The 25,653-nt window shown below is 44.5% G+C and carries 17 protein-coding genes, 1 tRNA gene and 1 pseudogene; 11 read left to right on the forward strand and 8 right to left on the reverse strand.

The window, feature by feature from the left end; all coding sequences use genetic code 11:
• Positions 1-56: 56 nt before the first annotated feature.
• The 7 genes from BSAG_RS09110 (at position 57) to BSAG_RS09080 (ending at position 11,965) form a co-directional block, all read left to right on the forward strand.
• Positions 57-2,507, forward strand: coding sequence for a beta-glucosidase (locus BSAG_RS09110; protein ID WP_004317167.1), 2,451 nt, complete (start codon positions 57-59; stop codon positions 2,505-2,507).
• 29 nt (positions 2,508-2,536) lie between these two features.
• The gene (locus BSAG_RS09105; protein ID WP_004317169.1) at positions 2,537-3,649 is read left to right on the forward strand and encodes a glycoside hydrolase family 105 protein; all 1,113 of its coding nucleotides are present in this window, start codon (positions 2,537-2,539) and stop codon (positions 3,647-3,649) included.
• Between the two features lie 53 nt (positions 3,650-3,702).
• Positions 3,703-5,571, forward strand: a complete 1,869-nt coding sequence (locus BSAG_RS09100) for an FAD-dependent oxidoreductase (protein ID WP_008997604.1) — start codon at positions 3,703-3,705, stop codon at positions 5,569-5,571.
• Positions 5,572-5,578: 7 nt separating this feature from the next.
• Complete coding sequence (locus tag BSAG_RS09095; RefSeq protein WP_004317172.1) at positions 5,579-7,645, forward strand: alpha-galactosidase; 2,067 nt, start codon at positions 5,579-5,581, stop codon at positions 7,643-7,645.
• Positions 7,646-7,879: 234 nt separating this feature from the next.
• Entirely contained in the window at positions 7,880-9,178 is a 1,299-nt protein-coding gene (locus BSAG_RS09090; RefSeq protein WP_004317173.1) for an acetylxylan esterase, read from the forward strand.
• Between the two features lie 114 nt (positions 9,179-9,292).
• The gene (locus BSAG_RS09085; RefSeq protein WP_004317174.1) at positions 9,293-11,089 is read left to right on the forward strand and encodes a glycoside hydrolase family 2 protein; all 1,797 of its coding nucleotides are present in this window, start codon (positions 9,293-9,295) and stop codon (positions 11,087-11,089) included.
• Positions 11,090-11,110: 21 nt separating this feature from the next.
• Positions 11,111-11,965, forward strand: coding sequence for a DUF4886 domain-containing protein (locus tag BSAG_RS09080; protein WP_004317175.1), 855 nt, complete (start codon positions 11,111-11,113; stop codon positions 11,963-11,965).
• 146 nt (positions 11,966-12,111) lie between these two features.
• Here the strand turns inward: BSAG_RS09080 and BSAG_RS09075 are convergent, their stop codons facing one another.
• The gene (locus BSAG_RS09075; RefSeq protein ID WP_004317177.1) at positions 12,112-13,317 is read right to left on the reverse strand and encodes an ATP-binding protein; all 1,206 of its coding nucleotides are present in this window, start codon (positions 13,315-13,317) and stop codon (positions 12,112-12,114) included.
• A gap of 166 nt (positions 13,318-13,483) precedes the next feature.
• Here BSAG_RS09075 and BSAG_RS24995 point away from each other — a divergent pair.
• Together BSAG_RS24995 and BSAG_RS25685 are read left to right on the forward strand one after the other, a co-directional pair.
• A pseudogene (locus BSAG_RS24995) lies at positions 13,484-13,606 on the forward strand (N-acyl-D-glucosamine 2-epimerase); the annotation flags it as partial.
• Complete coding sequence (locus BSAG_RS25685) at positions 13,579-13,779, forward strand: hypothetical protein (protein WP_004317180.1); 201 nt, start codon at positions 13,579-13,581, stop codon at positions 13,777-13,779. The pseudogene BSAG_RS24995 and the gene BSAG_RS25685, both read left to right, overlap by 28 nt.
• A 101-nt stretch (positions 13,780-13,880) precedes the next feature.
• Here the strand turns inward: BSAG_RS25685 and BSAG_RS09070 are convergent, their stop codons facing one another.
• Both BSAG_RS09070 and BSAG_RS09065 read right to left on the reverse strand, forming a co-directional pair.
• On the reverse strand, positions 13,881-14,891 hold the full coding sequence (locus tag BSAG_RS09070) for a 2-oxoacid:ferredoxin oxidoreductase subunit beta (RefSeq protein ID WP_004317182.1): 1,011 nt from the start codon (positions 14,889-14,891) through the stop codon (positions 13,881-13,883).
• Positions 14,892-14,894: 3 nt separating this feature from the next.
• Complete coding sequence (locus tag BSAG_RS09065) at positions 14,895-16,745, reverse strand: 2-oxoacid:acceptor oxidoreductase subunit alpha (protein WP_004317185.1); 1,851 nt, start codon at positions 16,743-16,745, stop codon at positions 14,895-14,897.
• 203 nt (positions 16,746-16,948) lie between these two features.
• Between BSAG_RS09065 and BSAG_RS09060 the strand changes: the two genes are divergently transcribed.
• Positions 16,949-17,020, forward strand: a tRNA-Arg gene (locus BSAG_RS09060).
• 173 nt (positions 17,021-17,193) lie between these two features.
• On the opposite strand, the gene secDF is transcribed toward BSAG_RS09060, so the two are convergent.
• From secDF to BSAG_RS09035, 5 genes are all read right to left on the reverse strand, one after another.
• Positions 17,194-20,205: a protein translocase subunit SecDF gene (gene secDF / locus BSAG_RS09055; protein ID WP_004317186.1), complete on the reverse strand. Its 3,012-nt coding sequence runs from the start codon at positions 20,203-20,205 to the stop codon at positions 17,194-17,196.
• 165 nt (positions 20,206-20,370) lie between these two features.
• Positions 20,371-22,455, reverse strand: a complete 2,085-nt coding sequence (locus BSAG_RS09050) for a M3 family metallopeptidase (RefSeq protein ID WP_085929003.1) — start codon at positions 22,453-22,455, stop codon at positions 20,371-20,373.
• Between the two features lie 30 nt (positions 22,456-22,485).
• Positions 22,486-23,571 (reverse strand): endonuclease/exonuclease/phosphatase family protein, encoded by a 1,086-nt coding sequence (locus BSAG_RS09045; protein WP_004317192.1) that lies wholly within the window; start codon positions 23,569-23,571, stop codon positions 22,486-22,488.
• 4 nt (positions 23,572-23,575) lie between these two features.
• Positions 23,576-24,481 (reverse strand): rhomboid family protein, encoded by a 906-nt coding sequence (locus tag BSAG_RS09040; RefSeq protein ID WP_004317194.1) that lies wholly within the window; start codon positions 24,479-24,481, stop codon positions 23,576-23,578.
• Positions 24,462-25,139: a rhomboid family intramembrane serine protease gene (locus BSAG_RS09035; protein ID WP_004317196.1), complete on the reverse strand. Its 678-nt coding sequence runs from the start codon at positions 25,137-25,139 to the stop codon at positions 24,462-24,464. Before BSAG_RS09035 ends, BSAG_RS09040 begins: the two co-directional genes overlap by 20 nt.
• Positions 25,140-25,360: 221 nt before the next feature.
• Here BSAG_RS09035 and BSAG_RS09030 point away from each other — a divergent pair, with 221 nt between their 5' ends.
• Positions 25,361-25,633, forward strand: a complete 273-nt coding sequence (locus BSAG_RS09030; RefSeq protein ID WP_004296482.1) for an HU family DNA-binding protein — start codon at positions 25,361-25,363, stop codon at positions 25,631-25,633.
• The last annotated feature ends 20 nt before the right edge of the window (positions 25,634-25,653 follow it).

Genomic DNA, 25,653 nt, shown 5'->3' on the forward strand with positions numbered 1-25,653 from the left:
GAAGAGCTGATAGCTAAGTTGGTTTTTTACACATATTATATTAACACAGAATCACCATGAAAAAGAAAATAGGAGGCATAGGTTTATGTATGCTATGGAGCATATTAACCTGTGCACAAACAATCACTCCCCAAGCCGAACAACGTGCGAAGGACATTGTATCAAAAATGACTTTGCAAGAGAAAATAGAGTATATCTCCGGATATACCAGTTTTTCTCTGCGTGCCATTCCCCGTTTGGGAATACCTGAAATCAAGTTGGCTGACGGGCCGCAGGGAATTCGTAATCATGCTCCCAAGAGCACTTTATATCCTTCCGGAATACTTTCCGCTTCTACTTGGAACCGGGAATTACTTTATAAGTTAGGGCAAGGCTTGGGACAGGATGCCAAGGCAAGAGGAGTTAATATCCTGTTGGGTCCGGGCGTGAATATCTATCGTGCTCCGTTGTGCGGCCGTAACTTTGAATACTTCGGTGAAGACCCTTACTTGACAGGTGAAACGGCGAAACAATATATCCTGGGAGTACAATCGGAAGGAGTCATTGCTACAATCAAACACTTTGCTGCCAACAACCAGGAATGGAGCCGCCACCATGCCAGCTCTGACATAGACGAACGTACTTTGCAGGAAATCTATTTCCCGGCTTTCCGGAAAGCAGTACAGGAAGCCAATGTCGGCGCCGTAATGAACAGCTACAATCTGTTGAACGGTGTCCATGCCACCGAACATAAATGGCTGAATATTGATGTCTTGCGCAATCTTTGGGGCTTCAAAGGTATTCTGATGTCGGACTGGACTTCTGTATATTCCGCCGTAGGCGCTGCTAACGCCGGACTTGACCTCGAAATGCCGAAAGGACGTTTTATGAATTTGGAGAATCTGTTGCCTGCTATCAAAGCCGGCACAGTGACAGAAGAAACCATCAACCTGAAAGTACAACACATCCTGCAAACTCTGATTGCTTATGATATGCTGGATAAGGAACAGAAAGATAGTAACATCGCAGAGGATAATCCTTTCTCCCGCCAGACAGCTTTAGAGCTGGCGCGCGAGGGTGTAGTCCTGTTGAAGAATGAAGGAAACTTGCTCCCGCTGAAAGGAAAGACAGCCGTGATGGGGCCTAATGCAAATTTGATTCCTACCGGTGGCGGCAGTGGTTTTGTCACTCCTTTTTCTACCGTCTCAGTGGCTCAAGGCTTGAAGGAATTGAAGAAAAAGAATCTGTTACTATTGACGGATGATGTGATTTATGAAGATATTGTCCATGAGTTTTATACTGATGCTAATCGTCAGATGAAAGGCTTCAAAGCTGAATACTTTAAAAACAAGACCCTTTCGGGACAGCCTGAAGTAATACGCACGGAATCCTCTGTTGATTATGACTGGGGATATGGAGCACCTTTGGACGGCTTTCCGACAGATGGGTTCTCTGTCCGTTGGACAGCCTGCTACATGCCACAAACTGACGGTCAGTTGAAACTTCATATCGGTGGTGATGACGGTTATCGTCTGTTTGTGAATGACAAGCATATTACGGGAGATTGGGGAAATCATTCCTACTCTAGCCGTGAAGTTGAACTGCCGGTTGAGGGTGGTAAGGAATACCGTTTCCGGATTGAATTCTTTGACAATATTTCTTCGGCCATCATTCGTTTTAATGCTTATAGCCTTAATGAGGCGAAACTTCGTCAAGGATTGGCAAAGGTGGATAATGTTGTGTTCTGCACAGGTTTCAATAGTAATACCGAAGGCGAAGGCTTTGACCGTCCGTTTGCCTTGCTCCGCTATCAGGAATTGTTTATCAAGAAGATTGCCTCCATGCATCCCAATGTTGTGGTTGTACTGAACGCCGGTGGCGGTGTGGATTTCACTAACTGGTATGATGCCGCAAAAGCGATTCTTATGGCCTGGTATCCGGGACAGGAAGGCGGCCAGGCGATAGCTGAAATCCTGACCGGTAAGATTTCTCCAAGTGGAAAGCTACCGATTTCTATCGAGTGGAAATGGGACGATAATCCGGTGCACGGCAGTTATTACGAGAACTTAAAGGCGGAGATTAAGCGTGTAGACTATTCCGAAGGTGTCTTTGTCGGTTATCGTGGATACGACCGTTCGGGAAAAGAACCTTTCTATCCGTTTGGCTACGGTTTGTCCTATACTACTTTCGCTTATAGTAATATGGCTGCAGAGAAAACGGGTGAGCATCAGGTTACCGTTAGCTTTGATATAGAGAATACAGGTAAGATGGATGCTTCGGAGGTGGCACAGGTGTATGTGCATGATGTACAGTCTTCTGTTCCCCGTCCGTTGAAAGAACTGAAAGGATATGAAAAGGTATTCTTGAAGAAAGGGGAGAAGAAGCGGGTTGCTGTTGTGCTGGATGAGGATGCATTCTCTTTTTACGATATGAATCAACACCGCTTTGTAGTGGAAAAAGGAGACTTTGAGATCTTAGTCGGGCCTGTTTCCAGTCAATTGCCTTTAAAGGCTACAGTTGAACTGTAATGACCGAATGATAAACAAATAAATATAGAATGAAAAAAACACTTTTATTGGGAGCGTCTCTGTTATGTTCCGTTTTTATAATGGCAACGGAGATTCCTTTTCAAAAAGCAGAAATAAAGTCTATCATGCGAAAGGTGGCGGATTGGCAGATTGCCAATCCACACCCCGCTCCTGAACATGACGACTTGAACTGGCCGCAAGGTGCTCTTTATGTCGGCATGGTGGATTGGGCGGAATTGGCTGAAAAAGAAGACAATGATGATACATATTATAAGTGGCTTACCCGTATAGGCCGACGGAATTGCTGGCAGCCGGACAAACGGTTTTATCATGCTGATGACATCGCTGTATCACAGTCCTTTTTGGATTTATACCGCAAGTACAAAGACGAAGCAATGATTATCCCTACGCTCGCCCGTACGGAATGGATTGTCAATCATCCATCCGAAGGTAGTTTCAAGCTGGTGGAGGGAGACTTAAAGACCTTGGAACGTTGGACTTGGTGTGATGCTCTCTTTATGGCTCCCCCTGTATATGCCAAACTGTATATGCTGACCGGAGAGAAAAAATATATCAAATTTATGAATCGTGAGTATAAAGCGACTTATGATTACCTGTTCGATAAAGAAGAAAACTTGTTCTACCGTGACTGGCGTTATTTTGATAAGCGCGAAGCCAATGGTAAGAAAGTCTTTTGGGGACGTGGCAACGGTTGGGTGCTTGGTGGTCTGGTTGAAATATTAAAGGAACTGCCCAAGAAAGATAAGAACCGCAAATTCTATGAGGAATTATTTGCAAAACTGGCTACCCGTGTTGCCGGATTACAGCATCCGGACGGTTTCTGGCATGCCAGTCTTTTGGATCCTGCCTCTTATCCATCACCGGAAACGAGTTGCACTACTTTCATTGTCTATTCCATTGCTTATGGAATAAACGAAGGTTTATTGGATAAGGAAATTTATCTTCCTGTAATGATAAAAGGCTGGAATGCATTAGTCTCGGCTGTGGAACCGAATGGGAAACTGGGTTATGTGCAGCAAATCGGTGCCGACCCGAAGAAAGTGACTCGTGACATGACGGAAGTTTATGGAGTTGGTGCTTTTTTGATGGCAGGCAATGAAATTTATAAAATGGCGAGATAATCTGTTCCCTCTGTGAAGATAGTAGACAATAATCATAAAAACGCTGTACTGTGATGAAAAAATTCTTATTGACATGCATAGCCGTAGCTTGTAGCCTTGTGGCTGTAGCCGAAGAACTGCTCATCGAAGCTGAAAGTTTCAGCCAGCGAGGCGGCTGGGTGCTCGACCAGCAGTTCATGGATCAAATGGGTTCGCCCTATCTCATGGCACATGGTATGGGCATCCCTGTGGCGGATGCTATGGCAGAAATCAACATTCCCCAGGCGGGCACTTACTACGTATATGCCCGTACTTACAACTGGACTTCACCTTGGACCGATGCCGAGGGCCCCGGAAAGTTCCGCCTGGCTTTAGGCGGCAAATTGCTGAAAGCTACATTAGGACATACAGGTAATTCCTGGCAATGGCAATTTGCCGGAAAGACAGTATTGAAAGCAGGGACTACCACCCTTGCGCTGAAAGACCTCACCGGTTTCGACGGTCGTTGCGATGCCATTTACCTTACGACCGATGCGAACACGCAACCCGCTACCTGGGATACGGCAGAGACAGCGGCACTTCGTACCCGCCTGCGACAACAACAGACGGTGCCCGCTCATCAATACGACTTTGTGGTAGTAGGAGGGGGAATAGCCGGAATGTGTGCTGCCACATCTGCTGCCCGATTGGGTTGTAAGGTAGCACTAGTGAATGACCGTCCTGTATTGGGCGGCAATAACTCGTCGGAGATTCGTGTACATCTCGGCGGTATCATCGAAATGGGGCCTAATCAGGGATTGGGGCGTATGATACGTGAGTTCGGTCATGAACGTTCCGGCAATGCACAACCGGGTGACTACTACGAAGACCAGAAGAAAGAAGACTTCATAGATGCCGAAAAGAACATTACTCTTTATGCCTCTCAGCGTGCGGTAGCCGTGAAGATGCAAGGAGACCGCATTGCGTCAGTCACTATCCAGCATATCGAGACGGGCGGACAAACCGAACTTACCGCTCCTCTTTTTAGCGACTGCACAGGCGACGCTACCATAGGCTATTTAGCCGGTGCCGATTGGGCTATGGGACGTGAAGGCCGCGATGAATATGGCGAGAGCCTTGCTCCCGAGGAACCCGACTCATTGGTGATGGGGGCTTCTATACAATGGTATAGTAAGGATATGAAGAAGAAAACCTCATTCCCTCATTTTGAATATGGCGTGCGCTTTGACGCTGAAAACTGTGAGCCTGTAACCATGGGCGAGTGGAAATGGGAAACAGGTATGAACCGCAATCAAGTCAGCGAAGCTGAACGTGTACGCGACTATGGACTTTTGGTGATATATTCCAACTGGAGCTATCTGAAGAATCACTATAAAGACCATAAGAAGTATGCCAACCGTTCCCTCGACTGGGTGGCATATGTCTCAGGCAAACGTGAATCACGCCGTCTCTTGGGCGACTACGTACTGTCACAGGACGATATAGACAAGAATGTGGCGCACGAGGATGCTTCGTTCACCACTACCTGGAGCATCGACCTTCACTTCCCCGACAGCGTGAATAGTGTACGTTTTCCCGGCAATGAATTCAAGTCGGCTACGGTGCATCGTTGGATTCATCCTTATGCCGTTCCCTATCGCTGCCTCTATTCTCGCAATGTGGACAACCTCTTTATGGCAGGCCGCAATATGAGCTGCACCCATGTAGCTTTGGGTACGGTACGTGTGATGCGTACTACCGGCATGATGGGTGAAGTAGTAGGTATGGCAGCCGGACTCTGCCACAAGCATCGTGTAGAGCCGCGCGACATCTATCATCATCACCTGCCGGAACTGAAGCAACTTATGCAAGCGGGTCTGGGCAAACGCGATGTGCCCGATAACCAACGCTTCAACGAACCCAACAAATTGTTGGAAGTTCCGGGAGCTTACATCAAACCGTAGACAAACTATGAGCAAAAAAAATATTATCACGATATTTCTATCGGCAATATGTACCTTGCCGCTTTGGGGAGGACAACAGTATTACGCTTTTCTGAAAGGTGACACGCTACGTATAGGCAATAACTATATGGAACGCGCCATGCTGTGGAATAACGGTGCGCCTGTTACCATCAGCCTTACTGACAAGCAACACGGAAAAAACATTCCGGTACAGGGCAAACAACCCGATTTCTCGATTGTGAAAGGTATCCCTACGGACGCCACATTCACCGTGAACGAGATACCGACGAACGGCATCCACGCCAGTTATTTGCAGGCTACCGTGGCTTGCACTATCGGTTCGCTGAATATAGAGCGTCGCTATCGCATTTATGCAGACTGTCCCGCCATTGCTTGCGACACCTATCTGAAAGGGCAAGTGGAACTTTATCAGAATAAGGAGGATAACCGTTCTAACGCCGACCGCAAAAATATAGAGCACACGGCCGATATGGCTACGGGGGTGAAAACTCCCACGCTCGACAGGTTGCAACTATCCGGCAATCATTGGAGTGCCCGCACAATAGAGTTTTTCGACTACACCGATTGGAACGACAATCTGGTGGCCGGGCGTACCTGGCTTCCTTACCGTCGCAATACGTATCGTGGTAATTTGCTTTTTGCTCATGACGTAGTTACGCGTCAAGGCTTCTTTTTTTTGAAAGAGGCTCCTAGCAGCAGTACCCAATTACATTATCCGGGTTCTGACTTCGTGGCGGACTTTAGTGATTTTATGGTAGTGGGGCTGGGCATTGCGTCTCATGATGTAAAGCCGGATAGCTGGACCCGTGTTTATGGATGCGTTACTGGCATCTATACCGGTGGCGAGCAAGAAGCGCTTACTGCCCTGCGCCTCTATCAGAAACAACTGCGCCACCACACCGCCGCACAGGATGAGATGATTATGCTCAATACCTGGGGCGACCGTAGCCAGGATGCCAAAATAGATGAGGCTTTCTGCCTGGCAGAACTGGACCGTGCCGCACGCATGGGCATCACCCTCTTTCAACTGGACGATGGCTGGCAGAGCGGAAAAAGCCCTAACTCGAAGACTGCCGGAGGTAGTTTTAAGGATATTTGGAAGAATACCGGTTACTGGACGCCCAATCCCACGAAATTCCCTCATGGTCTGAAACCTATTGTAGAGAAAGGCAAGAAATTGGGTATTCGCATCGGATTATGGTTCAACCCCAGCATACAGAATGATTTTGCCGATTGGCAAAAAGATGCGCAAGCCATTATCGGACTTTATAAGAAGTACGGCATCTGCTGTTTCAAGATAGACGGCCTGCAGATACCTACCAAGACAGCCGAACAGAATCTGCGCCGACTGTTTGATACCGTGTTGGAGCAAACCAACTATGAAGTGATTTTCAACCTCGATGCCACTGCCGGTCGTCGCGGCGGGTATCACTATATGAACGAGTACGGCAACATCTTTCTGGAAAACCGCTATACCGATTGGGGCAACTATTACCCTTATCGCACCTTGCGCAACCTCTGGATGCTGTCTCGCTATGTACCGGCGGAGAAGGTGCAGATAGAGTTCCTTAATAAATGGCGCAATGCCGACAAGTATGACGCTGCCGATCCTTTTGCCCCCGCCCGTTACAGTTTCGATTACCTCTTTGCCATCACCTTGGCGGCACAGCCGTTGGCTTGGATGGAGGCTTCGAACCTGCCCGAAGAGGCTTATATTACGGCATCTCTGCTCAAGAAATACCAACCTTTGCAACTCCGGTTTCATCAAGGCGTCATACTGCCTATTGGTGAAGAACCTTCGGGACGCTCGTGGACAGGATTCCAATCGACTGTTTCCGGCACGCAAGGCTATCTTGTAGTTTACCGCGAAGATAATGAGCAAGCCAGGGGGACTATTGACACCTGGCTTCCTGAGGGTAAGAAAGTTACTTTTACCCCTGTAATGGGAAGTGGCAAAAAGTTTGCCGCAAAAGTCGGCGCACAGGGTAGAGTAAGTTTCGAGCTAAATGACAAGAACTCTTTCACACTCTATCAATACGAAGTAAAACCATAAAAAGGCGGCTATCTGCATTTTACGCTAATCACGAATGATGTGTTAACTTCTGATTCGCAGAGTGTTATGATGTGTGGAGAGGAGCATTAATATCTCTGCTGTTGGATGTTAATAGTTGAGTTGTCAGGTATTAATAGTTGGGCGGATAGGTATTAATAGTTGAGACAATGGGTATTAATAGCTGATAAATGGAATATTAATATAGCAATGACAAATGAAATAAAATAGGGAACTATGATAAAAAGTGTACGTTTTCTTCTTCTCCTGATAGCATTTGTCTCCATGCAGATAGTTGCATGGGGGCAGCCACAGGAAAGACTGGTTCAAGTGCAGGTCACTCCCGACCACACCAATTGGCTGTATAAACCGGGAGAAAAAGTGAAATTCAAAGTGGCGGTATTGAAATGCAATATCCCGCAGGATAATCTGGAAGTGCGCTATGAGATTTCGGAAGACATGATGAAACCTCATCAGACAGGCAAACAGCCTTTGAAGAATGAAAAGCTTGAAATTAACGCAGGGACTATGAAAAAAGAAGGGTTCCTGCGTTGCCGCGCTTTCGTCACTTGCCAAGGGCGTGAGTATGAAGGCGTGGCTACCGTCGGCTTCTCTCCTGAGAAATTGCAACCGACCACTCCGTTGCCTGCCGACTTTCTGGAATTTTGGAAAAGTACCAAAGAAGCTGCAGAAAAGTGGGCATTGGAACCGATAATGACTTTACTGCCGGAAAGGTGTACAGATAAGGTGAACGTATATCATGTCTCCTTCGCGAACAATGACTATGCGTCCCGTATGTACGGCATCCTTTGTGTTCCGAAGGCTTCCGGGAAATATCCGGCGATTCTGAAAGTGCCGGGTGCAGGTATCCGTGCCTATAACGGAGAAGCCGAACGTGCCGGAAAAGGTTTTATCATTCTGGAAATCGGTATTCACGGCATTCCGGTCAACCTGACGGGAGATGTGTATCATCGGCTTTATAACGGAGCTTTGAAGAATTACCACTCGTTCAATATGGACAATCGGGACAAGTACTATTACAAACGGGTTTATACAGGCTGTGTGAGAGCCATTGATTTCATTTACACACTTCCCGAATTCAATGGTAATCTGGCGACCTTTGGAGGAAGCCAGGGCGGTGCGCTTTCCATCGTGATTGCCGGACTCGATGACCGTGTCAAGGGATTGGTTTCTTTCTATCCAGCCTTGTGTGATATGGCGGGTTATACCCACGGTCGTGCAGGCGGTTGGCCGCATTTGTTTAAGGATGCGAAGAACCGGACACCGGAAAAGATTAAAACCATTCAGTATTTTGATGTGGTGAACTTTGCCCGACAGGTCAAAGTTCCGGGATTCTATACTTTTGGTTATAATGATATGGTCTGTCCGCCTACCACCACTTACTCCGCTTACAACGTGATTAATGCTCCGAAAGAGCTGTTTGTAGCTGAGACGACTGCTCATTATGCCTATGCCGAACAGTGGAGCGCAGCCTGGAACTGGGTAATGAATTTCCTGAAAAATAAATCGAAATAGCACGGATTACACGGATTAACACTGTTGTTTTACCTATTCTATTCTAAAAACCATGAAATCCGTATAATCCGTGCCTGAACTTATTATATACACTAATTATAACAACATACTTAAATGAAAACAGGTGAGAAATTAAGTCTATGTCTATTGTTGCTAATCGTTTTTGCTGGAAGCGTTGCGGCACAGGAGCTGATAACGAATGTATATGGTCGCAACATCCATTCGCTGAATGGTAAATGGAATGCTATCATCGACCTGTACGACCAGGGGCAACGGATGAAAATCTATGAGAACCGGCAACCGGAAGGAAATATCGATTTCTATGAATACGCGTTTGAAGGCGGGTTGCGTCTTAATGTTCCGGGAGACTGGAACTCTCAATCGCCCGAATTGAAGTATTACGAAGGCACTGTATGGTATGCTCGTCACTTTGATGCCAAACGCTTGGCAGACAAACGCCAGTTTCTTTATTTCGGTGCTGTCAGCTATCGTTGCAAAGTCTACCTGAACGGAATAGAGATAGCAGAGCACGAAGGCGGTTTTACTCCTTTTCAAGTGGAAGTGACAGACCTGTTGAAAGACGGTGACAACTTCCTGGCGGTAGAAGTGAACAACCGCCGTACCAAAGACGCCATTCCCGCTATGGCATTCGACTGGTGGAACTATGGCGGCATCACAAGAGATGTGCTGCTGGTGAAAACTCCCCGGACATTTATAGAAGATTATTTTATCCAACTGGATAAAAATGCTCCCGACCGGATAATTGCCCGTGTGCGTCTTTCTGATGAAAAGGCAGGTGAGAAAGTAACAGTTGCCATCCCCGAACTCAAAATCAACGCGGAGCTCACCACCGACGCGGAAGGAAAGGCGGAAACCGTATTGAATGCGAAGAAGCTGCAACGCTGGTCGCCGGAAGAACCGAAACTCTATGGCGTGACTGTATCTTCAAGTGCCGACCGCGTGGAAGAGCAAATAGGCTTCCGCAATATCACCGTGAAAGGAACTGATATTTACCTGAACGGGAAGCCGACATTTATGTGCTGTATCTCTTTCCACGAAGAAATCCCGCAACGTATGGGGCGTGCTTTCTCGGAAGCCGATGCAGCCATGTTGCTAAATGAAGCGAAAGCGCTTGGTGTGAACATGATTCGCCTGGCTCATTATCCGCAGAATGAGTACACGGTACGCCTGGCGGAAAAGATGGGCTTCCTTCTCTGGCAGGAGATTCCTATTTGGCAAGGCATTGACTTTACAGACGATGATACCCGTAAGAAAGCGCAGAGGATGCTTTCTGAAATGATTAAGCGCGATCAAAACCGCTGCGCAGTAGGTTATTGGGGGGTTGCCAATGAAACACAGCCTTCCAAAGAACGGAATGAATTCCTTACTTCCTTGCTCGAAACGGGAAAACAGCTGGACACTACCCGCCTGTATGTTGCCGCTTTCGACCTTGTGCACTTCAATAGCGAAAAACAGCGTTTTGTAATGGAAGATTCTTTCACTTCCCAACTGGACGTCGTAGCTATCAATAAATATATGGGCTGGTATCATCCGTGGCCTGTGGAACCGAAAGACGCTATATGGGAAGTCGTGACGGACAAACCGTTGATTATCTCGGAATTTGGCGGCGAAGCATTGTACGGTCAGTCCGGTGATGAGAATGTGGTCAGCTCCTGGAGTGAGGAATATCAGGCACGTCTGTATAGGGATAATATCCGTATGTTCGACAATATCCCGAACCTGCGTGGTGTATCTCCCTGGATTCTGTTCGACTTCCGTTCGCCGTTCCGTTTCCACCCCACCAATCAGGATGGCTGGAACCGCAAAGGACTCATATCCGACCAGGGTATGCGTAAGAAGGCGTGGTATCTGATGAGAGATTATTACATGAAAAAGAGAAATAACCGATAAGTTTAGCTATATTTGAATGTGATGAAGCAATATAAGATTGTAGTGATTTGTATGTGCATACTGCTCCTTCTTGCCGGAGGAGTGTATGCGCAGCAAAAAACGGTCAGGATACTTGCTATCGGCAACAGTTTCTCCCAGGATGCCGTGGAGCAATATCTGCATGAACTTGCCGAAGCCGAAGGCATTTCAACCATAATCGGCAATATGTTTATCGGCGGTTGTTCTCTAGAACGTCATGTGAAAAATGCCCGTGACAATGCTCCTGCCTATGCCTACCGGAAAATCGGTACGGATGGAAAGAAACGGGAAAAAGGCAAGATGTCTTTGGAAGCGGTGCTGGCAGATGAAGCCTGGGATTACGTCAGCCTGCAACAGGCAAGTCCTTTTTCGGGAATGTATGAGACGTATGAAGCCTCTCTGCCGGAACTTATAGAATATGTAAAAGCACGCCTTCCAAAGAAAACAAAGTTGATGTTGCACCAAACCTGGGCGTACGCGTCTACTTCCAAGCATAGTGGATTTAAAAACTACAACTGCAATCAACTGACCATGTATCAGGCTATTGCCGATGCAGTGAAGAAGGCGGCTAAGGTGAATAAGATAAAGATTGTCATCCCTTCGGGCACTGCCATACAGAATGCCCGTACTTCTTTTATCGGCGACCATCTGAACAGGGACGGCTATCATCTGGATGTGAAGATTGGACGTTATACCGCTGCCTGTACCTGGTTCGAACGCATCTTCAAACACAGTGTAGTCGGGAATCCTTATGCCCCGGAAGGGTTGGATGAGGCGAGGAAAGCTGTTGCCCAGAAAGCTGCCCATGCAGCAGTAAAGCATCCGTATAAGGTAACCGAGCTGTCTATTACTAACTAACAATAGACATTGCCGCCCGTCTTGCAGCAGAATCCATGGCATTATCGATGACTTGATTCAAATGTAAATGCAGCACACCAAAGGCGATTTGATTGCTCGTGGTAACCCGATGGTGTACTGCATTTATTTTTCGTATATCGTATGGTTTACTCCATTAAGAACTGGCGTATGGGACAATGGCGTATACCCTCGTAACTGTTTCCGCTGAATGTATCTTCTGTTACCACTATTTTGGGATAGTTGTCCTGTATCTTTAGCAGGTTTCCAAATTCTCTTTCTGCTGTCTTGTCGCTATCTATTTTTAAAGCGACCTGTATATATAGTTTTTCTCCATTCTTTTCTCCGATAAAGTCAATTTCCTTATCTCCGTAATAGCCAACCTTAATATCGTAACCTTTGTATAAAAGGTGGTTATACACTAGATTTTCCAATATTTTGGCTTTGTCTGTAATGCGATATCCGATGACAATGTTCCGGATTCCCATATTTTCGAAATAATATTTCTCTCCTATCTCAAATACACGTTTTCCAATCAAATCATACCGCTCTACCCGGTGGATCAGGAAAGCATTGTTTAAATATTCCGTATAGCTTTGTATTTGGTTAACTGATATGGTGGTATGTTGTGATTTTAAATAATCACTGATATTCTTTGCCGAAAAGAGATTGCCTATGTTTTCGGATAAAAATTGAATCAGTTTCTCAAGGAACAAAGTATTGCGTAATTTGTATCTACTGACAACATCACGAAATACAATCGTGGAATATACACTTTTCAAATATTCATTGACCGTTTCATCTTCGAGAGGGAGATTTAATAAATAGGGAAGTCCGCCATAACGGCTATATAATTCGTAACTCGTTTCACTTTCAGTTAATCCGTGGAATTCAAGAAACTCAGAATAGGAGAGACTATATATTTTGAATTCGATATATCTGCCACTTAAATAAGTGGCGAGTTCTCCTGAAAGCATCTTGGCGTTACTACCTGTAATGTATATATCATTATCTTCATTGAGTAGGAGCGAACGGATGATTTTTTCAAACCCGGGAATATCTTGTATTTCATCGATAAAGATATAATTCTTAGCTTTTTCTTTGCTATGAGAAATGATGTACGAGTGTAAATCTTCTGCTGTTTGCAGAGAACTGAATGTAAAATCTTCAAGATTGACATAGATAATATTCGCATCCGGTTCTTTTGCTAAAATTTCTTCAATAAGCTGGTAAAGGAGGAAACTTTTGCCTACACGGCGTTGCCCTGTTAACACCTTGACTACAGATTTTTGCATAAAAGGTTTTATTCGGTCAATATAACCTTTTCTTTTTTTGAGGATTCGAGGGAAGTTCATACGCCTGAAAGTTTTAATTATACTTTAAACTCTTGCGAATATACGGAAAAGTTTTAATTATACTTCAAACTTTTATAGATTTAATGAGATGTTTTAATCATACTTCAAACTCAGTGAAATGATGTAGGAGGCTTGAGTAACTCAAGTACATGGCTCGGCTTGCTTCGGTGAATGGTACTGGAGCCTTTCGGCTGATGGGACTGTCAACCGTGAGGATGATAAAGCCGGATTTTGGAAATGTCCTTACCATAACGGGCGTATGTGTATGGAGATAATGGAGCGCTTTTGATTTCATTGCAGTCGTTTAGTTCCAACCCTGTTTGGAACTGTTTGTTTCTCGGCGTGAAACACTTTGTTTCCCTGCTTGAAACATTTCGTTTCTCGGTGAGAAACAAATGGTTTCATGGCATGAAACAAATCACGGCTTGTGGGGTGACGCCCAGTATGCTGTGGGATGACTGAAGATGACCTTTAAGCAAACTTGAGGTGTATTTATAATGAAAGCTGGAGAAAGGGATTGTTTTATCCTTCCTCCAGCTTTTATATTATTGATGAGCAGTGAATTACTTCACTTCCCAAGTCTCATTAGTCATCAACAGCTCCTGGAAATTGTGATATTTCTTCTTGCCTTTGATTTCTTCGATTTGTTCAACGACAGCATCGTTGTAAGTCGGAGCGTCTACATCACGGATTACACCGAGTGCAATCGGGAAGTCGGGACCTTCCATCAAAGCCAGCTTCAGTTGAAGCGTATTATCTTGGCAGTGTGCGTCGTGGATAAGGATATCCTTTTCTGTGATACCGTTCTCACCCAGTTTCACTACCTTCAGCCCGAAGCCTTCCTGCATCAATCCGAACTCCTTGTTTTCACCAAATAACATCGGTTTGCCATGTTCCAGATAGATAGCATTCTTGGCACGTCCTTCTTTGGTGGCAACGCTGGCGTGAGTTCCGTCGTTGAAGATCACGCAGTTCTGTAGAACTTCTACAACAGAGGCACCTTTGTGATTGGCTGCTGCTTTCAACACTTCTACAGAAGCGGCACCATCTACTGCAATGCAGCGTGCAAAGAAACGTCCGCGGGCGCCAAAAGCCAGCTCTGCCGGATGGAACGGGTCTTCCACTGTTCCGTAAGGAGATGATTTGGTGACAAGTCCGCGTTCTGAAGTCGGTGAATATTGTCCTTTTGTCAGACCGTAGATACGGTTGTTCAGAAGAATCATATTCAGGTCGACATTACGGCGTAATGCGTGGATGAAGTGGTTACCACCAATTGCAAGGCCGTCACCATCACCGGAAATCTGCCAGATAGTCAAATTGGGATTGGCTACTTTAGCTCCTGTTGCAACAGCAGCGGCACGTCCGTGGATAGTGTGGAACCCATATGTATTTACATAGTAAGGCAGACGGGAAGAACAACCGATACCGGAAATGACGGCAATATCATGCGGAGCTACTCCCAGTTCGGCCATAGCTTTGTGCAGTGAGTTCAGGAAAGCGTGGTCACCGCATCCCGGACACCAGCGTGGTTGGCCTGATTTATAATCTTGTACGGTATATACTTTATCGCTCATCTTTTATTCCTCCAATAATTTAGTGAATGCATCTATCAATTCTCTCGTAACGAAAGGCTGTCCTTTCACTTGGTTGAACTGGCTGATGTTCAATCCGGGCACTTTCATGCGCAAATAACCTGCGAATTGTCCCAGATTCTGTTCAGCTACCACGATTTTCTTGTATTTATGCAATACATCGGCTGTGTTCTTCGGCAGCGGGTTGATGTACTGGAAGTGAACGAAAGCCACTTTCTTTCCATGTTCGCGCATATAGTCCATAGCCAGACGGAGATGACCGTAAGTACCACCCCAACCCACAATCAATAAGTCTGCATCTTCGTCACCCAATACTTCGAGTTCGGGGATATAGTCTGCAATTTTATCCACTTTGGCCTGACGCAGATGAACCATCTTATTGTGGTTTTCGGGTTCGGTAGAGATAGCGCCTGTTTCGTTGCTCTTTTCAAGACCACCGATGCGGTGCATGAATCCTTCAGTTCCCGGAGTAGCCCAGTAGCGTACGCCTGTTTCCGGATTACGTTGGTAAGGAGTCCAGTTGCCGGCCATATCCGGGGTCACATACGGAGGATTGATGGCAGGATATTCATCCAGATTAGGGAGTTTCCATGCGGCAGAACCGTTAGCTACGAAAGCATCAGTCAGCAATACAACCGGAGTCATGTGTTCCAAGGCAATCTTGCATGCCATATAAGCGGCGTCGAAACAGTTGGTCGGCGATGTTGCAGCGATTACAGGCATCGGGCTTTCGCCGTTGCGTCCGTAAAGGGCTTGTAATAAGTCGGTCTGTTCTGATTTAGTAGGAAGACCGGTAGACGGACCGCCACGCTGTACATTGACAATCACCAATGGAAGTTCACCGATTACAGCAAGGTTCATCGCCTCACTCTTCAGGCAAACACCGGGGCCGGAAGTCGTAGTCACTGCCAAAGCACCGGCAAAAGCGGCACCAACTGCAGAAGCACAACCTGCGATTTCATCTTCGCACTGTACGGTTTTGATTCCCAATGATTTATGTTTAGCTAATTCGTGCAGAATATCAGTAGCCGGAGTGATAGGATAAGAACCTAGGTAGAGCCCCAGACCTGCTTTTTCAGCTGCGGCAATCAGTCCGTAGGCGGTTGCTTTATTACCGTTGATATCTGTATAAAGTCCTTTTGATTTCGGAGCTTTGCTTTCAATCTTATAAGTAGAGACAGAAGCATGAGTGTTTGCTCCGTAGTTGAAGCCATCGTTCAATACCTTAATATTAGCTTCTGCTATTTCGGGTTTCTTGGCGAATTTCTCGCGCAGCATTTTTTCAGCAGCAGCAAGGTTACGGTTGAACAACCAGCAAACCAATCCGAGTGCAAACATATTTTTGCAACGGAGAATCGATTTGTTATCTAATCCGGAGTCTTTCAGGCTCTCTTTGCACATGGAAGAGATAGGAACTTCCAATACTTCCTGTTTTATTCCTAATTCTTCAAAGGGATTGTTGGTTTTAAATTGTGCCTTTTCCAAATCTCTGGCTTCGAATGAGTCGGAGTCGGTGATGATAAGTCCTTGCGGTTTACAGAATTTGATTTGTGTTTTCAGTGCGGAAGGGTTCATAGCCACCAATACGTGGCAACGGTCTCCGGGAGTGTAAACTTGTCCGGCGCCGATGTGGACCTGGAAACCGGAAACACCGGTTAGCGAACCTTGCGGGGCGCGGATGTCTGCCGGATAGTCAGGGAATGTACAGATGTCATTTCCTACTGTAGCCGACACGTTCGAGAAGATGTTGCCGGCCAGCTGCATACCATCGCCGGAGTCGCCGGAGAAACGTACTACTACTTCCTCCAATTCTTTAACCATCATTTCGTCTGCCATAACTTTAATTACTATATTTAATTTAAAAACTGATTTTACTTTCAATTTGTGAGCGCAAAGGTCGGAAAGTTAATCGAATTATCAAAATAAATCCTACTTTATTGTCCTATTGACGCCAATTATTTGAAATATCTGAAAGGAACCTGCATTTTTATTCTTGTTAAATCGACAGAAACCGTTATCTTTGCAAGCAAATTTGAAGCGGCCTTGTAGTTCAACGGATAGAATAGAAGTTTCCTAAACTTTAGATAGGGGTTCGATTCCCCTCGGGGCTACTACAGAAGAATCTATGAGAGTGGTATTGTTTTGCTTTCATATTGTATCAAGTTTTAAGTGTAACAATAGCTTCTTTTAAGATGAACGTCTTATAGCTTCTATTTGTTTTAATAATCAATAGAAAAAGCCTCTACCGAATGTTCGGAAGAGGCTTTTCTATTTGTGGAGTTTATTATTCTTCCGTAGCTGGTACTACGACTTTTTTGTTCTTCATCATGTTGTATGCAATTGGAGATGCAATAAACAATGAAGATAATGTACCGATAACAACACCCAGGATCATTGCGAATGCAAAGCTGCGGATTGAATCACCACCAAGGATGAAGATACACAGCAATACGATCAATGTACTTAATGATGTATTGATGGTACGAGCCAGCGTTGTGTTCAGAGAGTCGTTGAACAATACTCGTTTGTCACGTTTCGGATATAAACCGAAGAACTCACGTACACGGTCGAAGATTACCACCTTATCATTAATAGAGTAACCGATAGCTGTCAGGATAGCACCAATAAATGTCTGGTCGATTTCCAGAGAGAATGGCAGGATACCCCAGAACAGTGAATAGGCACCGATAATCATAATGGTGTCGCAACTCAAAGCTACGATAGAACCGATACTGTAAGCAATGTTGCGGAAACGGAGCAAGATATACAAACCGATGGCGAGCAATGCCAATACTACAGAGTAGATAGCACCTGTCTTGATGTCATCTGCGATACTCGGACCTACTTTCTGTGAGCTTACGATACTACCACCTGTGTGATTGTCACGGTCGATGAAAGTTTCCAATGTGATATTCTGAGTCAATACCGGCTTCAAGGTTTCATATAGATATGATTCGATTTCAGAGTCTACATTGTTGCCTTCATCTTCGATACGGTAGTTTGTACTGATACGTACGGTCTTTTTGTCTGTACCGATAGCAATAACGCTTACGTTGGCGTCGCCAAATTTGCTAGAGATCAATTCACGAACTTGTTCCGGTTCTACAGGATTCTCAAATTGTACCTTAAAGTTACGTCCACCAGTGAAGTCGATACTCTGACTCAAACCACGGATGGCAAATGAACCGATACAAACAACGATGATTGCACTGACGATAATAAGGGACTTTTTGTTTGTACCCATAAAATCGAAATGTGTATTGGTCATCAGATTCTTTGAAATCTTGGTTGTGAATGTCAGGTTCAACCACTTGTCTTTGTTCATGAAGTGTTCATAAACAATACGAGTAATGAACACTGCAGTAAAGAAGGATACCAAGATACCGATAATCAATGTCGTAGCAAAACCACGAATTGGACCGGTACCAAAGTTAAACAGGATGATACCTGTGATGATAGATGTTAAGTTAGAGTCGAAGATAGCCGAGAATGCATTTGAATAACCGTCGGCAAGTGCTTTCTTCACACCCTTACCTGCACGAAGCTCTTCTTTTGTACGTTCATAGATAAGTACGTTCGCATCCACAGCCATACCAAGTGACAATACCATACCGGCTATACCGGACATTGTCAGCGCAGCCTGGAAGGATGAAAGAATACCTAGCGTGAAGAAGAAGTTGAGGATTAACGCGCAGTTAGCAACCATACCTGGGATGAAGCCGTACATAGAGCACATGTAAATCATCAACAGAATCAGGGCTACAACGAATGAGAAAATACCCGCATTGATTGATTCTTGACCCAGTGACGGACCAACGATATCTTCCTGTACGATGTGAGCCGGAGCCGGCATCTTACCTGATTTCAATACGTTAGCTAAGTCTTTTGCTTGTTCAGGAGTGAAATGACCTGTAATCTGTGAACGTCCACCTGTAATTTCAGAGTTTACGTTTGGTGCAGAATATACATAGTTATCAAGAACGATAGCAATGGAACGGCCAATGTTCTGCTTAGTCAACTGAGCCCAGCGGCGTGCACCGTCAGAGTTCATTGTCATGCTTACAGCCGGTTTGCTGTATTGGTCGAATTCATCTTTCGCATCAGTTACTACGTCACCTTCCAACGGAGCTTTGCCGTTACGTTCGGTAGACTTGATAGCATATAATTCGAAAGTCTGTCCTTTCTTGTCAAATTCAGAAGGAGAAACACCCCATTTCAGGCGAAGGTCTTTTGGAAGATCAGCTTTGATTTCCGGCATAGCCAGATATTTGTTGATGTCAGCAGTATCTTTGTAGTTGGCATAACCAATAACGGGACCTTGTCCGCTAGAATTCAACTGAAGTATGGACAGCAAAGGATATTGCTTTTTGATTTCTTCCATATTTGCGGCAGACTTATCTTCAGCAGTTACGTCACCTTTCAGGGCAGCTGCAAGGCTGTCGGCAGCACTTACAGTTTTTTTCTCAACCGGAGTGGCTTCGGTAAGGACTGCTTCAATAGTATCTGTATCAGCTGTTGTTCCTTCAGCTAAAATAACACGCAATTTGGCGTCTGCAGATTGCATGGCAGGGAGAACTTCTCTAGCTGTATAAGTTTCCCAGAACTCCAGATTGGCAGAACCTTGGAGAAGTTTTCTCACACGTTCCGGCTCTTTGATACCCGGAAGTTCCACCATGATACGTCCCATTTTGTCTTCCAGACTTTGGATGTTCGGTTGAACAACACCAAAACGGTCGATACGGGTACGAAGAACGTTGAATGAGTTTTCAACAGCAGCTTTTACTTCTGCTCTCAGCACTTTTTCAACTTCTGCATCTGATGATTTCTGGTTAACTTTATCTTTCAACTGTTGTGTTGCGAAAAGTTCGGAAAGTTTTGCGTCCGGAGCAATTTTGTGGTATTCTCTGATGAACAGGGTGATAACATCATCCTGACTGTTGACAGCCTGTTTTGCAGCTGTCGCCAATGCGTTGTTGAAAGCTTCGTCAGGCTTGTTGTCTGCCAATGCTTTGATAACATCAGGTACGGAAACTTCGAGGATAACGTTCATACCACCCTTCAGGTCCAAACCTAAACTAATCTCCATCTCACGACATTGTTTCAGTGTCCAGTTCCACAGCATTACTTTCTCGTTAGAGAGAGAGTCGAGGTAGTCTTGTTCCACTTTCGGGTCGCCGTTCGCAATTTCTTTCGCCTTGTTGGTATAATGGCGTGTTACGAAGGAGAAGGAGAGGTAGAACACGCATACCAGCGTGAGTAATACCGCAAAAACCTTTACAAATCCTTTGTTTTGCATTTTACTTTTAATTTATGATGATTACTTTTTTAATTTAATTTTCAGTTAAATTCTGTCGTACACAAGTTCTTTTTGCCGTATACAAGGCTGCAAATATAGTTTTTTTTTCACATTCATGTGTAATAAGCCCTCAAATATTTGATGTTTAAGGGCTTTTTTACTGAATTATTTCATTCCTCTGTTTTTCAGTAGCGGTTCCAAGCTTGGTTCCGCTCCACGGAAATTCCGGTAAAGCACCATCGGGTCTTCGCTGTCGCCCTTCTCCAATACGTTGTGACGGAAGAGGTCGGCGGTGTTTTTATCAAAGATACCATGTTCTTTAAAGGCTTCAAAAGCATCATTATCCAGTACATTGGCCCATAGATAGCTGTAGTATCCGGCTGCGTAACCACCAATGATATGATTGAAGTAAGTCACGCGATAACGCGGTGCTATTTCGGGGATGAGACCGAGCTTGTCCATGGCTTCTTTTTCGAATGCAAGCATGTCTATATTCTTTACATCTGTTACGGTGTGCAGGTTCATGTCGAGGATGGCGGCAGCCAGTAATTCGGTAGTCATGAAGCCCTGATTGAAAGTCTTCTGTTGCAGTATCTTTTCGATGATTTCGTCGGGTATCACTTCTCCTGTCTGATAATGTTTGGCATACATTTTCAGTACTTCCGGTTCAGTAGCCCAGTGTTCATTGATTTGAGAAGGAAGTTCTACAAAATCGCGTACTACATTAGTGCCTGATGTTCCTTTGTATTCACATTTTGTCAGCAGTCCATGCAGAGCGTGGCCAAATTCGTGGAACAAAGTTTCTACTTCATCCATTGTCAATAGAGAGGGAGTATCGCCTACCGGTTTGGTAAAGCTGCAAACATTGCATACTAACGGACGGGTATCTCCTTGTTGTTCGCGGTAGTTGCTCATCCATGCGCCACCGCTTTTTCCGGAGCGTGGGAAATAATCGACGTAGAAGATACCGAGTTGCGAACCGTCTGCGTCTTTCACTTCAAAGACTTCCACATCAGGATGGTAGGTAGGGACACCTTCGAGCTTGGTAAGAGTGATACCATATAGCTTGTTGGCTACAGTGAAAGCGCCATTGCGCACATTCTCCAGCTTGAAGTAAGGTTTTGTATCTTCTTCGGACAGGTTGTATTTTTCTTTCCGTAGTTTCTCGGTATAATACCACCAATCCCATGCTTCCAGTTTTTCTCCTTTGCCTTCCTTATCCATTAATTTCTGAAGTTCGGTAGCTTCCGCTTTTGCTTTTGGCAGTGCATAGCTCCAAAGGTTGTTTAGAAGGCTCATTACGTTGCTGGCGTTCTTTGCCATCGTTTCGTCGAGAACGAAGTTTGCATAGCAGTCGAAACCTAATAATTTAGCTTTTTCCAGGCGGAGAGAAACGATCTTACGGATATTTTCCTTGTTATCGTTTTCGTCGTTGTTGTTACCGCGGTTGATGTAAGCTTTGTATATTTGTTCCCGAAGCGGGCGATTTTCTGAATATTGCAGGAAAGGCAGGCGGCTGGCATTATGCAGGGTGAATAGCCATTTTCCGGGTTGTCCGGCTGCTTTTGCTTCTTCAGCGGCGCTTTGGCGGAACCATTCGGGCAATCCTGCCAGATCTTCTTCTTTGTCAACGAAGAGTTTGAAAGCATTATTCTCATTCAGTATATTGTTGCTGAAAGTAATGCCGAGTGTAGAAAGTTCCTTGTTGATTTCGCGGAGGCGGGTTTGGTCTTCGGCATTAAGGTTTGCTCCGGAACGGACAAATCTTTTATAAGTCTTGTCCAGCAGACGTTCTTGTTCCGATGTCAGGTTCAGCGAATCCTTCTTTTGATAGACGTCGTTCACGCGCTTAAACAGTTTCTCGTTCAGAGAGATATTGTCATCATGTTCTGAAAGAACCGGTGCCAGTTTGATGGAAAGTGCGGTTAGTGAGTCAGTCGTTTCCGCATCTGTCATATTGAAGAAAATGGCGCTCACACGGTCCAGGATAGGTGCGCTGTTATCCAAAGCTACAATTGTATTTTCAAATGTCGGAATTTCCGGACTTTCGATGATAGCTTCGATGTTTTGATTCTGCTCTTCTATCCCTTTCAGGAAGGCAGGTTCATAGTGCTCCAATTTAATCTTGTCGAAAGAAGGAACACCGTACTGGGTTTGAAACTCTGTAAAGAAAGGATTGCTTTCTGTTTTCGTAGCACAGGAGTACATCATACAACTTACTGCTAAAATGGTTAGTGTCTTTTTAATCATCATAAGTGTTTTTATTAGAGTTTTCAGTTCTCATCGTTTACTGATATAGCACCAGATCGGGTAGTGGTCTGATGCTTTGATAGACCGGTCTACCGTGCAATTGTAGGCTTTCAGGTTGGGGCTGATCAAGATATTGTCTATGCGGAAATAGAACTTGTTCTGATTGTAGGAAATGCCCAATCCTTTACCGGACTGTGTGAATGCATCGTCTAGTTTTTGAGTCAGGATGCGATGTGTATACGAGATAGAACCGTCGTTGAAATCGCCGCATACGATAGTTGTCGGATATTTACATGCTGCAATGGCTTTAGCCACAGAATCAGCTTGTGAAGCCCGGATAGCCGATGCTTCCGCCAGTTTTCTGATTAATTGCCTAAGTCCGGTTTTTACTTTCTTGGCATTCGGGTCTTTAATCATATCCTCATACATCCCTCTGTCTTCTTTGGTGAGTTTGTTGGATTCCAGGTGGTTGTTGATTAATGTAAGAGTGTCGTTATTTACATTCAATACATATTTCATGGAACCGTTATAATTACTTTCATATTTGATGGGATGTATCGAGAGTATGGGGAACTTGGAGAAACAGGCAAGTTGCACATCTCCTTTCCCTTGTTGGTGGACGGATTGGTAAGGATAGGCTTTCAATGCTTTTTTAATATCCTGTTCCGTCAGGTATTTCTTGTTGGTAGCGGTGTTATATTCTTGCAGACAGATAATATCGGCGTTGCTATCTACAAGATAAGATAATACAGGGTTCTTTCCATCTTTCTTCTCCAGATTGTTGAAACTCATTACGTTATAGGATAGGATTTTGATGCTTCCTTCCGGTATGGTTTTAGTGGTGGAGTTAAAAGGAATATAAGTTCGTATCTGCGGAATACAAATCAGAAAACCGATGGCGGGCAAGAGCGCATAGCGGTAGTTGACGAATGCCCAGAAGCCGATAAAAATCAGATTAATCGTCAGGAATATCGGAAATGCAAGTCCCAAGCTGGAAGCAAGTGGGTTTATTTTCGGGTTAAGGTAAGGGCTATAAGCGCTTAATATCAACGTTCCCACGAAGAGAGCGTTGACAGCAAGTATCAGATATGCGACAAATTTGCCAATATGTTCCATTCTTTTATCTTTTGCTTGCGTCGAACAAGCTTTTCTTTTCTTCAGTTGTCAGACTGTCGTAACCGGATTTTTTTAGTTTTTCCAAAATACGGTCCACTTCATCTGACTGTGCTTTTTTGTGGGCATTGTAATCATAATCCTTCTCGCGACCGGTGGCACTGCTTCCATAGTGTACCTTCATTTTCGGTTTCCGTTTCCATGTTTTCTTCTGAAACAAGGAGATGAAACCATCCAGAATCCAGTTGATCCAAGAAGTCAAATCAGTTCCTTTATTTAGGCTGGCAGCAAACCAAAGTCCAGCAAGAGCACCGCCCAAGTGGGCGATATGTCCTCCGGCATTACTTGAGGTGATGGATAATACATCGATTCCGATAACAACCAGTGCCAGGTATTTGAGACGGATAGCGCCGAAAAGAAAAAGTTGCACCCTGTAATTAGGCTCACGATAAGCCGTAGCGGCTACGATGGCTAATACGGAAGCCGACGCTCCTACCAATGTTGAGCCTACCACTTGCGAACTGAATAAAGGAAATACATTGTAGGCGATCATATACAGTAAACCTCCGCAGATACCTCCCAATACATATAGTCCTCTTAAATGTTTGGCCGAGAAAAAGTAGAGAAACAAACTTCCGAACCAATACAGCCAGAGCATATTGAATAAAATATGCAGGATACCGGCATGCATAAACATATAAGTAAATAGCGACCACGGTTGATGAATAAATCCGATAAAGGATGCCGGTAAGGCAAATATACCGAATATATCGGGGGTACTTACTTCAAAAAGTCGTAGGAAAACGTTAATCAACGTGCCGATCAGAAAGATGCCTACGTTGATATAAATCAGTTGGATGAAAATATTTCCTCTTCTGAATGTCTCCTTTAAATCAGCTATAATATGTCCCATTGTTATTGCTTTTTTTTCTCCAATATAAAATCAGGATCAATCCGAATAACATTCCTCCCAAGTGAGCAAAGTGAGCAACATTATCTCCGGTGCTGTTGGCAAGCCCTGCCCATAATTCAATTGCGGCATATCCTATCACGAAGAACTTCGCTTTGATAGGGAAAGGCAGCGGAAAGATGAACAACCGGTTGTTGGGAAACAGCATGCCAAATGCTAGCAAAATGGCGTAAACGGCTCCCGAGGCACCTACGGTGGTCAACATGTTCAAGTATTGCTCCATAGGGATAACACCATATCCGATCAAATTCACTTGTGTATGTTGGCTAAGTTCTATCACATACTGGATATATTGTACTCCTTCTTGGATAAGTCCCGCACCGATACCGCAGAGAATATAGTAGAAGAGGAAACGTTTGGGTCCCCAGGTTTGTTCGAGAATCGGTCCGAACATGAAAACAGCAAACATATTAAAGAAAATGTGGCTGAATCCGCCGTGCATGAACATATAAGTGATAAGCTGTGCCGGATTAAAGTCACTTGCGAGGAAAAAATGTAATCCTAGATAATTCGTTAAATCTAGGCCGTAACGTTGGGCTACGATTGTCCCGAAAAATACTAGTACATTGATAATTATCAGGTTTTTAGTTACAGTTGGCATCATTTTAATTTCTGAATATTTAGATAATAGACGCAAAAGTACGAATAAATTCTGTTTTAAAGCATGAAAAACGCTTCCTATTAGCTCTTTTTCAATAATTTGCTGCGTTTTTTTTATGTTTTTATTTGATATGTTGTTTTGTTCGGCTATATTTGTGGAATCAATCCATTGTGGGATAATCTTTTGTGTAACAAATATATTAATTAATCATTTTACGTATTATGAATAAGTCTGATCTTATTAGCGCAATGGCTGCTGAAGCTCAAATGAGCAAAGCCGATGCAAAAAAAGCACTTGATGCTTTCATCACTTCAGTTACTAATGCTATGAAAGCTGGTGACAAAGTATCTCTCGTAGGTTTTGGTACTTTCTCAGTAAGCGAAAGAGCTGAAAGAACTGGTATTAACCCTTCTACAAAGGCAACTATTACTATTCCTGCTAAGAAAGTAGCTAAATTTAAAGCTGGTGCTGAATTATCTGCAGCTGTTGAATAAGATAGATAGTTGAAAGAAAT

The organism is Bacteroides sp. D1 (assembly GCF_000157095.2).
In the GTDB taxonomy this organism is placed as follows: domain Bacteria; phylum Bacteroidota; class Bacteroidia; order Bacteroidales; family Bacteroidaceae; genus Bacteroides; species Bacteroides xylanisolvens.